Origin of the sequence: Telmatocola sphagniphila, from assembly GCF_018398935.1 — a bacterium.
Taxonomy (GTDB): domain Bacteria; phylum Planctomycetota; class Planctomycetia; order Gemmatales; family Gemmataceae; genus Telmatocola; species Telmatocola sphagniphila.
In genome coordinates, this window is record NZ_CP074694.1 from 2,678,649 (window position 1) to 2,694,037 (window position 15,389).

Genomic DNA, 15,389 nt, shown 5'->3' on the forward strand with positions numbered 1-15,389 from the left:
TTAAGCGGCCTCCGCCGGTTCTGGCGGAGGCCCTTCCAATTTTAAATTCTCTCGCTCACTCCGGGAAACATATAGCGTCGTAGTGAGATCTCCCGTTACATTCACCATCGTCCGGCACATATCCAAAAGTCGATCCACGCCGAGTACGATCGCAATCGCATCCGGTTGAACTCCGTTCTGAGCCAGAATCAATCCGATTAACGGGATCGAGCCTCCCGGCACCCCGGCCAAGCCTGTCGCGGTGATCACGCACATTACCAGAACGATCAGTTGTTGTTGCAGGGTGAGGTCGACACCAAACACTTGAGCGAGGAACATCACGGTCACCCCCTCGAAAAGGGCCGTGCCGTTATGATTCATCGAGGCACTCAAGGGCAGGACAAAACGGGAAACCGCTTTGGGGACCCCCAACTCCTCTTCTGCACATTTCATGGCCGTCGGGAGTGTGGCACTCGAAGAACTGGTGGAGAAGGCAGTAATCATCGTACCGCGTGATTTTCGGAAAAACTCCAGGGGATTCATGCCGCCGAGCAACTTCACGAGAATCGGGAAAACCACCAGAAGCTGAATTCCTAGTCCGATGAGTACGGTGGCCACAAAAGCCGCGAGTGCGACCAGCAATTCCCAACCAAATTCGGCCGCGGTGGTGAAAATCAGACAAAACACGGCGTACGGAGCCAGCTTCATGGCCGTGCCCAGAATAAAATCGGTGATCTGGTTTACCCCTTCGAGGACTTTGACGATCAGTTGCGCGCGTTCCTGTTCGATTCGAGTCAGCGCTACTCCCACCAGGAGAGAGGTGAAAATCACGGCCAGCATATCCTTGTCGGAAAAGGCCTTCAGCGGATTGGAAGGAACGATATTCACCAGCAGGTTGATATCGACTTCGCGTTTATTCTGCAGTTTCTTGTCCGCTTCTCCCTTGGCCGCCATTAATTTGGTTTTCTGTTCATCCGAAATCTGATTTCCCGGCTTAATGCTGTTCACCAAAGTTAGGCCGATGCAGGCCGCACAGGTGGTGGTAAGAACGAAGTAGCTGATCGTTTTGAAGCCGATTCGCCCCAGGTTATTTCCACCACCGAGACGGGTAACTCCCAGGGCCAGCGAAGCAAACACCAGCGGAATGATGCCCAGCATCAGGAGATTGATGAAAATCTGACCCAGAGGACGGGTGAAGTTTCTTATAAGCCCTTTGAGTAGCAGGCTCTCGGGCGCGAAGGAGTTTGCCAGAACTCCCAAAGCGGCCCCGAGAACGAGGCTGATCAAAATTTTGTAATGACCCGATTCGGAACGACTCGACATAGGTTAGCCTCAAGGGATTTCTTCGAGGCAAGATAGTCGCTAAGCGTTCCGACAACAATAGACGCGAATGGAAATTGGCAGACTTTCTCGATTTTGAACCATTACTTGGCCGTACGATCAATTCACGGCCCGGCCCAGCTCCTTCAGCATGCGACGGAGATCATCCCAGGTATCGCGCTTGAGATTTGCATTTTTGAGTAACGTCCGGGGATGATAGGTGCAATAGACCGGGAAGCCAATGTACTGATGCTTGCCGGCACGCAAGGTATTCCACTCTTCCAGCGAATTCAGTAAACCTCGGCTGGCGGATTCGCCAAAGCAGCAGATCGCCTGCGGCTGCAATTCCATGATCTGGGCTTCGAGATAGCCCCGGCAATTCTCGCGTTCCTGCGGTTTGGCTTCTCTGGAGCCGGGTAACCGGCATTTCAGTGCGGTCGTGATATAAATCTCTTCCGGGGTCAAGCCGCAGGCTACCATCATCTTTTGAAAAAGTTCGCCGGCTTCGTCGACGAAAAGCTGGCTTTTCCGATCTTCCTCGGCAATTGGCGAATCGCCCAGAAAGAGGATTACCGGTTTGCTGCTCCCCTGCCCGAAAATCGGCTTGATTCGGGTGGCACTCAAAGAAGTGCATTTTTCGCAGGCCTCCACCTCCAGCTGCAAGGGAGAAACGGTCGGGAGTTGCTTCGGCGGATTTTTGGTCGGCTTCGGCTTGGTTGGTGTAGCTACCGGAGTAAGCGCAGGTGCGGGGGTTCGCGTTATGGGGGCCGGACGATCGAGTTTCTGTGGTGGAACTGGACTAGTCACCGGCGGTGGCGGCACCAAAGGCGCGGGAAAATGCTGAGAAAATCGCACGGTTTCAGCAACCGGAGTCGGCCCCATAGCTGGTGCGTTCTGGATCTTTGACCAGTCGAAGGGCAGATATTCCACGCCGGCGGTTTGCAGGCTAAGTAGGAGTTCTCGAGCAACTTCCGTCAGATCGATTGCCGGGTTGTCATCACTTGCCATCTCGCAGAGTCCCCCTTGATTCTTATGATAAGAATTGAAATGGGATCGGAAGCGAGTTTAGGGGTTAAAGAGATGTCGGATTCGGATGTTTTCAAACTGGGTCTGGTGCAGATGAAGTGCGATGCCGATCCTAATGTGAACATGGATGCGGCCCTGCATTACATCGCCGAAGCAGCCCGGAAAGGGGTCCAGATCGTCTGCTTACCCGAGCTTTTTCTGAGCCATTACTTCTGCAAAGTCCATGACATGTCGCTCTTCGATCTGGCCGAAGAAATCCCTGGTCCGCGAACCGAGAAACTGGCTGCCGCGGCGAAGCAGCACAACGTGGTCGTCGTCGCATCACTCTTTGAGAAGCGAGTAACCGGAACCTGCATGAACACGGCTGTCGTTTTCGATGCCGATGGCTCGATAGCCGGGCTTTACCGCAAGATGCACATCCCGCACGATCCCCTGTTTTACGAGAAATACTACTTCCGACCGGGGGATCTCGGTTTCAAGGCCATCAAAACTCGTTACGCTAAATTGGGAGTTCTGGTGTGCTGGGACCAGTGGTTTCCCGAGGGAGCCCGCATTACGGCCCTAAAGGGAGCCGAAGTCCTTATCTACCCCACGGCCATCGGCTGGCATCCCCGGGAGAAAGAGGAATTTGGCGTCTCGCAGCACGATGCCTGGCGAACTGTGCAGCGCGGCCATGCCATCGCGAATGGGATTTATGTAGCGGCCATCAATCGAGTGGGCTTCGAGCAGGACCGGGAAGGCGGCCTGGAATTCTGGGGAGCCTCATTTGTGTCCGATCCTTTCGGCATTCTGGTGGCCGAGGGTTCCCATTACCAAGAAGAACTGGTGATTCAGGAGTGCAAACGTTCCCGGATGCTGGATGTGCGGCGAAACTGGCCCTTTTTCCGCGATCGTCGGACCGATGCCTACGCCGAAATACTTCAAACTGCCATCGAATAAAAAAGGCGGAGATCTCTCCGCCTTTTTTACACTTCCAATTTTTCAGTGATCCAGTTTAGTTCTTGAAGACGTTGTGGCACTCGGTGCAGCTGGCATTCAGCTTACCGAGCGACGTCTGCAGCTTCTTCAGGTCGGGTTTGGCCGCTTTCGAACCTTCGTAAACTTCATCGGCGGCATCCTTCATCATCTTGGCATACTTTTTCCAGTTGGCGACCGACTTTTTGCCCGAACCGGTATCGGTCGGCATGTTTTCGGTATATTCGGCGATGGTAAGAATCCGTGCGGCCAAGCCCGGGACCTTACTTGCATCCTTCAATTTGTCTGCCATCTCCTTCAAATCGCTTTCGAGATTCAAGCCCCCCCCCGAGGTCTTTTTCAAAGGACTCATCAGTTCGAACATTTCGAACTTGGCCAGCTTGGAAAGATCGATGGCTTCGGTTTTGGCGGAAGGATTGGCGGCGGTCTTCAACGAGAGCAGTTTGGCGGCTTCCACGGCGTCCTTATATTTCTTGCTGGAAACGGCTTCGGCGACTTTGACGGCGTTATCGCGAAGAGTGGCCAATTGCTGGTCGCGCGTCTTGTCTTTGCCGTCCATCTGCTTTTGTGCATACATAGCAATCAGCATGGCCGTGGCCTTCGATTGGATAATTCCTTTCTTATCCGGCGAGCCGTCTTTGAGTTGTTTGAGCAAATGAGCAGAATCGTGATCCAGAATCGCCTTGAAGTCGTCAGCCGTCACGGAAGCGGCCGAGAGTTCAGTTACGGCCACAAAACCGAGGAATAGAGCGATACTGAAGCCGATTTTCAAGCCAAGAGAACGAATTTGCATGGCAGGTACACCTAGGAGGGAAAGCAATCCGGGCGAATCATAGCCCATTATTCGTCACGATACTTCATAAGGGAATCCTTGACCAGTTGTGGTTGCGCTGATTTTTGATCAAATCGCTAAAAACTTACGCATTTGCAATTTGGCCGGTTGCGAACTAGATTTCGATGGTAGTCGTAAAATGAAGCGCCCTTTAAAAAGCCCTTCGACTATCGGGTAGACCCCGGAAGTTGGCGTTAATGAAACCGTTGACTCTAAAAACTCAGAGCCAAACTCTCGATCGAACCTCTTCGAATCGGACCGATTTCGACGGGAATCGCCTGGGTCCGGAAGTGGCTCAGATCATATATGATCTGGCGCGACTCCGGATTATCCCCCAGGAAACCCTTTCGGCCTTTTTCAAGCGTTATGAAGATCGATTGAAGGATGCGCACACCCGGGAACGCTTCTGCACTCTGCTGGTGAGCGCTAAACTCCTCACCGCCTATCAGATGGCTCGGATTCTCTCGAATCAGATCAACAGCCTGATTCTTGGAAATTACATCCTGATAGACCGTCTTTCCTCGGGAACGGTGGGAGTCGTCTTTCTCGCCGAACACCTCCATCTTCGTCGAAAAGTCGCCTTGAAGATCCTCAATTGGGACCCGAGTATGCCGCAAAGCGTACTGGAGCGGTTCTATTATGAGAGTAAAGTCCTCAACCAGATCCACCATAAGAACGTAGCTGAGATCAACGACGCGGGTATCGCCGCCGCCACAGATTTTCCAACCGGAAGTGCACACTATATTTCCTTGGAGTATGTGGACGGAGCGGATTTAGAGAATTTCGTCTACGCAAAAAATACGCCGCTGGACGTGAAGCAGATGTGCGACTTCATGTCGCAAGCCGCCTGGGGTTTGCAGGCCATTCACGAGGCCAGTATCCTGCACCGGGACCTCAAACCCTCCAATATGCTGATATCCTCGAATCTGGCGTTGAAAATCGTCGATTTCGGGATTGCTCTCGATCTGAAAAGCAAACTGAATTACGCCGAAGAGTTGCTGGGTAGTATCGATTTCATGTCCCTGGAGCAGAGCGAGAATCCTCTGAAAGCTACTCCGGCCTCAGATATTTACTCTCTGGGTGTCTGCTGTTTCTGGCTCCTAACGGGTGCCACTCCCCTTCCCCAGTCGAAGTCGATTCCCGATAGCTTGAAAATCATTCGCGAAGGTCAATTCCGCAAGATCAAACAGTATCGCACCGATGTGCCGGCCGAACTCGAAGGCGGCATCATGCGAATGCTGGAACGGGATCCACGCCGCCGGATTAACGTCGCACGCGATGCGGCCATGCTGCTGGAGCGCTTTAGCGGCAAAGCTCTCTCCTCGTCCCCGGTAATCTTGGTCGAGGACCATCCTCAGGCTACGGAGCCGAAATCGGCCGAAAGTCGCGAGGAGACGGTCTACCAGACTCTGGTGAGCGCTCTGGAAATCAAGGAACAGAGTGGTCCGCAACGGAGTAGCCGACTGGTCGAAAGCCTGAACGAAATCTGCCGGGTACTGGCCAAATCCGATCCGTGGGACAAAGTGCTGGATCAGCGGATGATGCAATCTTTGAGCTGGGCCGTCCGATTGACGGACATTGCCCAGCTGCTACTCCCCGAGAAATATTTTTCGAGCCGTTCATTGCTGACTCGCGAAGAAAACGAGAATGTTCGCAACCATCCGCTGATCGGCTCACAATTTCTGGAGGCCGCGGTCCGGCAATCGGACCCCTCCCCGCGAATGCTCAAGATCATCGCTCAGGGAGTGGAAGCTCACCACGAAAGAGTCGACGGTTCGGGATATCCTCAGGCGCTGAAGGGGGAACAGTATCCGTTCCACGCCCGAATCGTTGCGGTGATCGACGCCTACGAAAATCTGCGCAGAAGCAGCCGGGGAAAATTGGGGCTTTCGCACGATCAGGCGTTTCGGAAAATTTTACAAGGATCCGGGCAGGAATTTGATGTCCGAGTCGTGCAGGCATTCCAGGAGTGCGCATCCCGAATTTACTCAATTTACGATAACTATCCCGCTCCCGCCTGATCTCTTTTGAACGAATTACACCTCTGGCTTCGAGTTGCGACGGCATTGCTTACAATTCGCCCGTTTTTGCAACTATTGCCCTTTACAAGGCTATCTCAGATATTTATTGCGGTGCTCAGTTGATGGCTGACTCGGACTCGCCGGTTGGGGGATCGGCAGTCCGGGAAAGCTTCGCGTACCCGCGTTCGCGACTCGAGAAGGTAAACTTTTCGAATCGTAGCGGTTTTGATGAAGGATCGGGACGTAGCGTTCCGATAGCAAGGAGTGGTTCCCTCGTGGAAACACGATGGGGGGGACGGAAGATTTAGCGATTCTCACGCGACAGCGTCCGATTTATCGAAGCAATTTGCGACTAAACCCCGCAAGTTACTGCGGTTTCCCGCATACGATGGGATAGGAAGCTTCGCGTGTGAATGCCGCCTAGGCATGGTCTGGGGGAATTCGATTTACGTCGAATGGGCTGTAGACCTGGCGAAACTTCCGCGATAACAGGGGAGGAACCCAAGATGACGCAGGTGGACAAAGACGTCCAACAGGTATGGCTGGATTACCGGGCCATGCCGACGGTCGAGCTGCGTAATATTTTGATAGAGCGTTATCTTCCATTAGTGAAGTATAACGCCGAGAGAATCTGGGCAAGACTCCCGGACGGGGTGGAGTTGGACGATCTCATCAGCGCCGGCATTTTCGGGCTGATGGATGCGATCGACGCCTTCGATCTCAACCGAGGCGTGAAATTCGAGACCTACTGCGTTCCTCGTATTCGAGGTGCCATGCTCGATGAGCTGCGAACCATGGACTGGGTTCCCCGGCTGGTTCGCTCGAAGGCCTCGAAGGTCGACGATGCCCGCAAGAAGCTGGAAGCGGAACTCGGTCGCCCGCCGCGCAGCGAGGAATTGGCCGCTCGTCTCGGCGTTCCGCTCGAGCAGATCGACGAGTACGTCGGCGAAGCGACGGCCGTCAGCCTCGTCAGCTTGAACAAGAAGTGGTACGAAACCGATAGCTATAAAGACGTTCGCGAGATCGACATTCTCGAGGACAAGAAATCGGAAGATCCCACGCACCGGTTGCAGAACCGCGATCTGATGCGAATTGTGACTCGCGGTCTGAACCGCAACGAGCGCCTCATCATCATCCTCTATTACTACGAGGAAATGACGATGAAAGAGATCGGAGCCACGCTGCACCTGAGCGAATCGCGCGTCAGCCAGATGCACTCCAGCATCGTCAACCGGCTTCAGGCGCAGCTTTCCAAACGCCGACCCGAATTCGGCAACTGATCCGTCCGGGCGAAGGGGTTCCCCTTCGCCTTTTCAAATAACCATGTCCGTTTTCCGGAGTCCTGTAGAATGAATTCAACTGAATTCTTCTAAGGGATCGACCGGGAATATGAGTTCACCGCAAGCCTCTGAAACCAAGCCCTTTCGCGTGCTTCTGGCCGATGACAACCCGCACGGCCTGGAATTGCTGGAAGCCTATCTAGCGGCTACTCCTTACGAAATACGAACCGTGAACAACGGGGAATCGGCTCTGCAGGCCATTCGCGACTGGCAGCCGCACATCGTCCTGCTGGACATCATGATGCCGCGGCTAAGCGGCTTCGAAGTCTGTAAGTGCGTTCGGGCCGATCCGCAGATGCGCCAGACCGGGGTCATTGTCGTATCGGCCCTGGATCAGCATTCGGACATCGATAAAGCCGTCGATGCAGGCGCCGATGATTTTCTCACCAAACCGATCAATCAGGAAGATCTCCTGAATCGAATTCGCTCGCTGCTGGAATCACGCGACGGTAAGGACGATATCGAGCGAACCCTGGCCTACGTCCAGTCCGTGGAATCGGCCATTAACCACTAAACCATGTCGATTCCCAAAATCCTCCTGAAACCCCGGCGAAGCAAATCGGCTTCGCTTCGGCATCCCTGGATCTTCGCCGGCGATATCCAGCAGATCGACGGACAACCCGCGGATGGGGCGGACGTACTCGTTCACACCGATAAAGATGCGTTCGTCTCTTACGGTCTTTTCAACTCCAAAAGCAAAATCTCGGTCCGCCAGTTTTCCTGGCAGCCGGATCAACCGCTGACGGACGATTTCTGGCGGACTGCCCTCAACCGCGCAATCGACTACCGCGAAGCCCTCGGGTTGCTCGGTCCGCAGTGCGCCACTCGACTGATATTCAGTGAAGGCGATCAACTCTCCGGCATGATCGTCGACAAGTTCGATCAGTGGCTCGTGATCCAATTCACCTCGCTGGCCATGGCCAACAAGCGCGAATTGTTCGCCCAGATCCTCCGCGAACGACTCCACCCGCGAGGCATTTACATTCGCACCGAAAAGGGGATCGGAAAACTGGAAGGCCTCGTCCTGCACGACGGCCTCCTGATGGGAGAAAAAGCAGGCGAAGTCGTCATTGATGAATTGGGCGTGAAATTTGCCCTGGACCTGGAGGAGGGACAGAAGACGGGATTTTACGTGGATCAGCGCGACAACCACTTCCGCGTCTCCGAATTAATGAAAGGTCGCACGGTACTGGATGCGTTCAGCTATTCGGGGGGTTTTGGGTTGCACTGTGCCAAGCGGGGCGCAGCGGAAGTTACAAGCGTCGATGTTTCGGAGGCCGCCCTCGATTTGGCTCGTCGGAACGCCGCGTTGAACGATCTGCAGAAGATGGAATTCATAAAATCAGATGTGTTCGAATATTTGAATTTGGCCGTTCATCAGGGGAAGCGGTTTTCGGGGATTATACTCGACCCGCCGAAGTTCGCTCGCACGCAAAAAACGGTGGTGGTGGCCACCCAGGGTTACCGCAAGTTATTGCGGAACGCCCTAAAATTGCTGGCTCCCGATGGGATTCTGGTCATGTGCTGCTGCTCCGGTTTGATATCTCAGTTGCAGTTGGAGGAGTTGATCGGCATTGCCGCGACGGAGACTCGGCGGTTTGTACAGATTATCGAACGTCGCGGGCAGGCAGCCGATCACCCCGTAAACGCCAACTGTCTGGAGACCTCGTATTTGAAATGCATTATCTGCCGGGTCATTTGAAACTTTTGCCCCGGTCGCTAAGTATGTTTAGGAAGATATCTTTACTTCGAAAGGAAGATTATGCGGAAATTTTCGGTACGAAAAGCGTGGTTTGCGGTCGCCGCGCTGGCATTTTACGGGGCTCCTGCCGCGAAAGCTCAGGACTCCTTGAAACTCCTTCAGCCGGACACCGACCTGGTGATTACCGTTAAGATGAAGGAAATGATCGACTCTCCGGTCATTAAGAAGTATGCTCTCGAACACTTGAAGGCCGCACTGAACAGCAATGCCGAAGCCAAGAAGGCTATGGAAACCGTCGGTATCGATCCGATGAAGGATCTCGAAAAGATGACCGTCGGCGTCGGGATGAAAGACCCCAACAAGCCGTCCGTCACCGTCGTGGTCGATGGCAACTTCAATGCTTCCAAAATCAACGAAATGATCAAAGCGGAAGCCACCAAGAAAAAAGAAAAACTGGAATCCAGCGAAGTCGGTGGCAAGACCGTGTTCCAACTCCCCGGATCTCCGGGCGGCGAGCCGATGTTCCTGTCGGTCGTCAGCGATAAGCAGGTTGTCCTCGGTTCCAAAAAAGAATTCGTTGCCGATGCCATCGCTGCGAAGGGTAACGGAGTCGGTAAGGCTTTGGCGGACGCTGTGGCTAAGGCCGACAGCAAAGCAGTCATTACCATCTCGGCAAACATGAAAGAACTGCTGGCCAAAGCTCCAATTCCTCCTCTGGACGATGACAAGAAGAAGATCGTGGCCAAAATCGTCGACTTCAATCTCGGCATCATCCTCACCAATGATGTCAATCTGTCGATCGCTTTAGGCGCAGCCGACACTGCTTCCGCCGATGAGTTGGTGACTTTCCTGAATCCGATGGTGGATCAGGTGAAAGGTCTGGCTCCTTTGTTGGGCGGCAACCTGCCTCCCGAACTGAAGCCTCTTCTGGACTTCGTCAAGACGATTGCCGTGGAAAAGAAGGATAAGGCCGCTGTGATCAGCGGTTCGCTGAAGGAAGAGATCATCGAGAAAGTGGCTCCCAAGAAATAAGCTTTCTTGAGAACTCAAAAAGGCGACTCCTTACGGGGTCGCTTTTTTATTGCTTCTTGTTGGCCGGAGCGGGATTTGTAATACTCATCCGAGGCAGATAAGAGCGGTAAGCATCGAATTTAGGATCAATATTGCGTTCGGTCGGCGGCAAATTGATTACATCGCGCTCCAGGGCATCCGCAACGGCTTTCTTCCAAATCTGATTCTCTTTCAGAAAGGTCGCCATCGGGCTCGGCCCGTCGTTTTTCAACAGGGCCTTGGGCGGAAAGTCAATTTTCATAGCCTCACTAAACTCCTTGAGAGAGGCTTTCGATTCGTCCTTCAGAGACAGGATGATTCCCTTGCCCAGTCGGGAAAGCAGCTTGATGAGTTGATTTTTAGGCACTCTATAGTGTGAACCGGAATCGGATGTAAACGAACTCCGTTTTCTCAACTCGGCATCCTCGAAAAACTTCATGGCCTGATCGAACTGCTTTTCCCGGGTCATACAGAAAATCAATTCCAGCATATCATCGATCACCACTTCCAGTTTCAAGGATTTGTCTTCGATGTGAGCCTGAAGTTCCTCAATCCGCTTTTGGTTTGCGGAAACTGCCGGTTCCAAGACAATGGGCGTCTCTTTTTCGACAACCGTCACCGGAGTTTTGGCGAAAACCATATTCAAAGCGAATCCCAGCCCCGTCGCGGCGACCAAGCCCGCCAGTGGATAGAGCCAGCGAGGTCTGGAGGAAACCGGAACGAGTTCGATATCCATCCCTCCGGCCGGACTCGTCACCACCTGCGTCGCACCAGAATAAACAGGTTGAGTGGAGTTGGAATTCCCGACTAAAGGGCTGGACTGGGGCATCCCTTCGCGAATTCGATTCAACTCTCGGATGATCTCCCGGGCGGTTTGATAGCGATCTTCCGGCTTCTTGGCAATCATCTTGTGGACGATCGCACAGAGTTCCCGGGGAAGATCCGGGCGGGCTTCAGCGAGAGAAGGAGCTTCGTTCTGCACGTGCTGCAGAGCCACTTCGAAGGCAGTTGCCCCACGAAAAGGAGGCTCCCCTTTCAGCATGTGATAGCTCGTGACCCCAAATGAGTAGATGTCGCTGCGCGGATCGACCGTTTTGCCCTGCACCTGTTCGGGGCTCATGTAGAGCGGGGTACCCATCGTAGTCCCCGTGCGCGTGATATTCACTTGCTCCTCGTCGGCGAAGCAGCGCGACAAACCGAAGTCAGCGATTTTCACTTCCCCTTTGCGGCCGAGCAGAATGTTTTCCGGCTTGATATCGCGGTGGACAAATCCCATTTCGGAGGCGCGAGAGAGGGCCGAAGCGATCTGCTTCATCAAGTTGATCGCCTGGGGCAGATCGGGCGTTCCCTTACGGGAAAGATACTCGCGGAGGTTCTTGCCATCCACGTATTCGAGGGCCATGTAGTTGAGCCCATTCTCTTCGCCGATGGCATAAACTTGGACGATGTTAGGATGATTGAGTCGAGCGACGGCTTCGGCTTCGGCCTGAAAGCGTTTTAAGGCCGTCTCATTCGCCGCCAAGTCAGGCCGAAGAACTTTGATCGCGACGTCTCTTTTGAGGCTTTTCTGACGGGCGAGATAGACCTCTCCCATGCCCCCGGCCCCGAGCCTTCGGGAGATTTCAAACTCCCCCAGCGTCTTGCCGATCAGATCCATCGACGAGCCATCCGGTTTATTTTCAGATTCGGTTTTGTCCGACGAATCCGCCATGCGACTGCTCCGGAAGCGCGAGTTTAAAAAAAAGGGCGTAAGTATCTATTCAGTCTTGCATAACCGACATAATTACTCTTACAGAATAATATCTTACTTTTGGTCGGATAGCACGCGGCTAAATAGTTCCTTCATCTTCGCGGCTTCCACCCGGGCATCGTGCATGCGAGCGACTTTTTCCGCCCCGGACTTGCCCATTTCACTGAGATTTGCGACCGGAGTCTGCAGAATTTTAATAATTGCCGCGGCCGTCAAATCAATATTTCCCGCCGGGACGACCCAACCGGTGACACCATTTTCCACCAATTCCGGTACCCCGGCGATATAAGTGCCCAGCACCGGACGACCGACGGAGAGGGCTTCCATCATCGCCACAGGAAGATTTTCCGCGAAGCTGGGCATGATTAAGGCTCGGCTTTTAGCCAGATGCTCGCGCACCTGGGAATTGGATTGCCAACCGGCAAAGGTGATTTTGCCCGATAAGCCACGGGTTTGAACTTCACGTTCCAGAATCGGCCTGAGATGCCCGTCTCCCACAAATACCATCTCGAAAGCCTGCCCTGCTTCATTCACTTTCTGCAGTGCCTGAATGAGCATCAAGTGGCCTTTCTGCTCGGTCAGTCCCGCCACCAGAACGAGCCGATTTGTATCGGGGACCGGTTTCGGGGCTTCATTCAAATAGGCTTCATCGACACCACAACGAACCACATGGACGCGCGGCCAGAATTCCAGATTCGTCCAGCGGTAGACCTGGCAGCGACCGAAATCGCTGACTGAAACCACGAAAGCCGCCCCTTCGTATTTTTCTTTCAGTGAAATCGCCTCGGGCCGATCCCACTCTTCCGGACCGTGAACGGTGATGCTGTACTTCGGGCCACCCAGAACTTCGCAGAGTTGGGCCACCACCGCCGGGTTGGTGGCAAAGTGCACATGCAGGTGATCGCAGCCAAGCTTTTGAAGCTCTTCTCGAAGCAGGCAAGCTTCCGCGAGGTAGTACCAGTGCCGAAAAACGCCCCGATCAGAACGCCGGCCATATTTGGTAGCCATCGTCAAAGCTTTGAGGAATCGAAGGGGACTTTTGAAGAAGGTCTTGATCCCCACCGTGAGCAGTTTTCCCTTACCGGCCGCGAGCAGAGCAGTGGTTTTTTCTTTCTCGGCCTTATCCGCCGGATCGACAGCATCGCCGCCCGAATCGCGTATGGAAAATCGGGAAACCTGGACTCCCAGATTCTCGAGGGCCACGATTTCCCGCCGGATGAAGGTATGTCGAACGTGCGGGTACTGATTAGTCAGATAAGCGATATGCATCAGGCCAGCCACTCTCTTGCGGGGATTGTGATTCCTTCTTCGATCAGACGCTGCTTGTCGTGAACCGGTTTCCAGCCGAGAATTGTTTTGGCATTCGTGCACTCGAAGCGAGCCCGGTGGGCGCGAGTGTCCCAATCCCGGAGGCTGGGAACTTTTCGTTCCGGATGCTGTACGGCAACTTTCACAACGTACTTCAGCAAGTCGCCGCGGAGAAACTTCCAGGCCGAGGTATAGCGAATATCGCACTTCACGCCGGACGCCCCTTGCAGAGCTTCCAGATACTCGCGGGCCGTCAGTAAAGGATCGCCAACCAGGTTGAAGATTTTCCCGATCGCGGCTTCGTTGTTACCGGCCGTTACCAGGGCATCGGCTACATCTTCGACTAGCACCAGCGGCAGTTTAGTGTCGCCTTTGCCCCAGACCCGACAGACTGACATGCCGTTCCACATACCGATCCCCCAATGGAAGGGGCTACCACCGGACCCGATCACCACTCCGGGCCGAAATATGGCTAAAGGCAGACCTTTATTCCGATGCATCTCCAGCAGGATCGATTCCGAGATGGCTTTCGCGCGGGCATAAAGGTTTCGCGTTTCAATCAGAGGATCGAGAGGTGTCTCGTCGCGAATGACATCGTTCGGTTTGGCGGTAAAGTAACTATCGATGGTTCCCGTGTATAAAAGTTTTTTCACACCCATCTGCAGGCAAATCTCGCCCACGTGCCGAGTCGCATCCACTTCATGTTTCAGGTAATCTTCCCAGCTTTTGACGTGCGCTCGAGCCAAATGGTAAACGATGTCGATACCTTGAATCGCCATTTTGAGGCTGTCGACGGAACCGACGTCTCCGCGAACCACTTCCATGTCCAGCTGCGCGATCGAGCGAGGCAGATTTTGGGTGTCTCGGGCTAACAACCGGACGCCCTTGCCTTCCGCCACGAGTTTTCGGAGCAGAGCTTGGCCGATGAATCCGGTGCCGCCCAGCACCAGAACGGTAGAAGTTTTGGAAGGCTTTGGGACAGTGCTCACAGGCGGAGCCGTTCGACCTTCCGGAGCGGCCGAACCAATTTTCTGACCCCAGGCCACCACGCTACGGGCAAATTCCAGATTCAGCCGCTTTTCGGGTTCATTCGGCAGAGCCCGATAGAAATGCTTCATGCTAGCCAGAATGCTGGCCCCGAAATCGTTGCCGCGCTTGCTCAGCTTGAATTTGGAGAGCCCGTAACGAATCAATTTACCACGCGAATGCCGGCGCAACTGGGCAGCTTCCTGCTGGGTGATGGCGTACCGATCGAAATCGTCGGGAAGTGGATTATTCCTACGAACGACATAGGTGTTGGCTTCGAAATCGACGGTTGCGGTGCCGACCAGCCCGCGGACGTGAATCCGATGCTCCGGGAAGCCTTGGCCGAGCCCGAAACGCAGCAGAGTTTTGGCAGGGCCTTTGTTGGCTCGAATCAACCAACGGCGATAGAAGATACTGCCGTTGGGAAGTTCGAAGGGTCGATCGAATTCCACATCGATATCATCCGGTTCGCCAAACAGATCGATGAAATGTCCAATCGAGTGCGGCCCGACTTCCAGCATGATGTTGCCGGGATGCTTGAACATAAAAGCGCCGAAGGGTCCGCCGCGCAATTGACCCAGCTCTTTATTCCAGACGATGTCGACTTCGAGAATCGGTCCCAGTTTATGCTCTTTCAGGTCGTTACGCAGGCGTTCGTAAACCGGTGAAAAAAGAAAGTTATGGCTGACGCCGATTTTTCCCTTCGATTTCTTGGCAACCTCGAGTAGCTGGTCGCACTGGTCCACGCTGACGCAGGCGGGCTTCTCCAGCAGAACGCTAACGTCGGCCTCGAGAAGTTTTTTCGCTGCCTCGAAGTGATGCTCGGGAGGAACCAGAACATGTACGACTTCCGGCTTGTTTTTCTGCAGCCAGTCGTCGAGGTTCCAGAAGGGTTCGACCCCATGCCGGCGGCCGAAATCCTCCGCCCGGGCGCGATTGAGATCGCACACCGAAACGAGTTCGGCCTTCTTGCGAATCCCTTTTAGCGCCTTGGCGTGCCAGTCGGAGATATAGCCCGCACCCAGCAGTCCAACTTTTAATCGCGGTGAGCCCACGCCAA

The 15,389-nt window shown here is 54.1% G+C and carries 12 protein-coding genes; 6 read left to right on the top strand and 6 right to left on the bottom strand.

All coding sequences use genetic code 11. The features are described from left to right. Together KIH39_RS10625 and KIH39_RS10630 are read right to left on the bottom strand one after the other, a co-directional pair. A complete protein-coding gene (locus KIH39_RS10625) occupies positions 1 to 1,302 on the bottom strand; it encodes a dicarboxylate/amino acid:cation symporter (protein ID WP_213499303.1) in 1,302 nt (433 codons plus the stop codon). A 117-nt stretch (positions 1,303 to 1,419) separates the two neighbouring features. Further along, positions 1,420 to 2,307, bottom strand: a complete 888-nt coding sequence (locus tag KIH39_RS10630; RefSeq protein ID WP_213499304.1) for a uracil-DNA glycosylase — start codon at positions 2,305 to 2,307, stop codon at positions 1,420 to 1,422. A 72-nt stretch (positions 2,308 to 2,379) separates the two neighbouring features. Between KIH39_RS10630 and KIH39_RS10635 the strand changes: the two genes are divergently transcribed. Beyond that, positions 2,380 to 3,264, top strand: a complete 885-nt coding sequence (locus tag KIH39_RS10635) for a carbon-nitrogen hydrolase (RefSeq protein WP_213499305.1) — start codon at positions 2,380 to 2,382, stop codon at positions 3,262 to 3,264. Between the two features lie 55 nt (positions 3,265 to 3,319). Here the strand turns inward: KIH39_RS10635 and KIH39_RS10640 are convergent, their stop codons facing one another. Further along, complete coding sequence (locus KIH39_RS10640; protein ID WP_213499306.1) at positions 3,320 to 4,093, bottom strand: cytochrome c; 774 nt, start codon at positions 4,091 to 4,093, stop codon at positions 3,320 to 3,322. 236 nt (positions 4,094 to 4,329) lie between these two features. Here KIH39_RS10640 and KIH39_RS10645 point away from each other — a divergent pair, with 236 nt between their 5' ends. The 5 genes from KIH39_RS10645 (at position 4,330) to KIH39_RS10665 (ending at position 10,227) form a co-directional block, all read left to right on the top strand. Next, positions 4,330 to 6,153, top strand: coding sequence for a protein kinase domain-containing protein (locus KIH39_RS10645; RefSeq protein ID WP_213499307.1), 1,824 nt, complete (start codon positions 4,330 to 4,332; stop codon positions 6,151 to 6,153). 506 nt (positions 6,154 to 6,659) lie between these two features. Further along, on the top strand, positions 6,660 to 7,433 hold the full coding sequence (locus tag KIH39_RS10650; protein WP_213499308.1) for a FliA/WhiG family RNA polymerase sigma factor: 774 nt from the start codon (positions 6,660 to 6,662) through the stop codon (positions 7,431 to 7,433). 109 nt (positions 7,434 to 7,542) lie between these two features. Next, positions 7,543 to 8,007: a response regulator gene (locus KIH39_RS10655; RefSeq protein ID WP_213499309.1), complete on the top strand. Its 465-nt coding sequence runs from the start codon at positions 7,543 to 7,545 to the stop codon at positions 8,005 to 8,007. A gap of 3 nt (positions 8,008 to 8,010) precedes the next feature. After that, positions 8,011 to 9,195, top strand: a complete 1,185-nt coding sequence (locus tag KIH39_RS10660) for a class I SAM-dependent rRNA methyltransferase (protein WP_213499310.1) — start codon at positions 8,011 to 8,013, stop codon at positions 9,193 to 9,195. A 60-nt stretch (positions 9,196 to 9,255) separates the two neighbouring features. Then, positions 9,256 to 10,227: a hypothetical protein gene (locus KIH39_RS10665; RefSeq protein ID WP_213499311.1), complete on the top strand. Its 972-nt coding sequence runs from the start codon at positions 9,256 to 9,258 to the stop codon at positions 10,225 to 10,227. A 46-nt stretch (positions 10,228 to 10,273) separates the two neighbouring features. Here KIH39_RS10665 and KIH39_RS10670 read toward each other — a convergent pair whose 3' ends face one another. From KIH39_RS10670 to KIH39_RS10680, 3 genes are all read right to left on the bottom strand, one after another. Further along, positions 10,274 to 11,956, bottom strand: coding sequence for a serine/threonine protein kinase (locus KIH39_RS10670; protein ID WP_213499312.1), 1,683 nt, complete (start codon positions 11,954 to 11,956; stop codon positions 10,274 to 10,276). A 93-nt stretch (positions 11,957 to 12,049) separates the two neighbouring features. Next, the gene (locus KIH39_RS10675) at positions 12,050 to 13,264 is read right to left on the bottom strand and encodes a glycosyltransferase family 4 protein (RefSeq protein ID WP_213499313.1); all 1,215 of its coding nucleotides are present in this window, start codon (positions 13,262 to 13,264) and stop codon (positions 12,050 to 12,052) included. Continuing rightward, entirely contained in the window at positions 13,264 to 15,384 is a 2,121-nt protein-coding gene (locus tag KIH39_RS10680) for an NAD-dependent epimerase/dehydratase family protein (protein WP_213499314.1), read from the bottom strand. The genes KIH39_RS10675 and KIH39_RS10680 overlap by 1 nt, the downstream gene beginning before the upstream one ends. Positions 15,385 to 15,389: the final 5 nt, after the last annotated feature.

What these genes read in the sequence shown, in the direction of transcription:
- KIH39_RS10635 (WP_213499305.1), top strand. Translation starts at nt 2,380, where the DNA reads ATGTCGGATTCGGATGTTTTCAAACTGGGTCTGGTGCAGATGAAGTGC.
- KIH39_RS10665 (WP_213499311.1), top strand. Translation starts at nt 9,256, where the DNA reads ATGCGGAAATTTTCGGTACGAAAAGCGTGGTTTGCGGTCGCCGCGCTG.
- KIH39_RS10675 (WP_213499313.1), bottom strand. Translation starts at nt 13,264, where the DNA reads ATGCATATCGCTTATCTGACTAATCAGTACCCGCACGTTCGACATACC.
- KIH39_RS10660 (WP_213499310.1), top strand. Translation starts at nt 8,011, where the DNA reads ATGTCGATTCCCAAAATCCTCCTGAAACCCCGGCGAAGCAAATCGGCT.
- KIH39_RS10645 (WP_213499307.1), top strand. Translation starts at nt 4,330, where the DNA reads ATGAAACCGTTGACTCTAAAAACTCAGAGCCAAACTCTCGATCGAACC.
- KIH39_RS10655 (WP_213499309.1), top strand. Translation starts at nt 7,543, where the DNA reads ATGAGTTCACCGCAAGCCTCTGAAACCAAGCCCTTTCGCGTGCTTCTG.
- KIH39_RS10640 (WP_213499306.1), bottom strand. Translation starts at nt 4,093, where the DNA reads ATGCAAATTCGTTCTCTTGGCTTGAAAATCGGCTTCAGTATCGCTCTA.
- KIH39_RS10670 (WP_213499312.1), bottom strand. Translation starts at nt 11,956, where the DNA reads ATGGCGGATTCGTCGGACAAAACCGAATCTGAAAATAAACCGGATGGC.
- KIH39_RS10650 (WP_213499308.1), top strand. Translation starts at nt 6,660, where the DNA reads ATGACGCAGGTGGACAAAGACGTCCAACAGGTATGGCTGGATTACCGG.
- KIH39_RS10630 (WP_213499304.1), bottom strand. Translation starts at nt 2,307, where the DNA reads ATGGCAAGTGATGACAACCCGGCAATCGATCTGACGGAAGTTGCTCGA.
- KIH39_RS10625 (WP_213499303.1), bottom strand. Translation starts at nt 1,302, where the DNA reads ATGTCGAGTCGTTCCGAATCGGGTCATTACAAAATTTTGATCAGCCTC.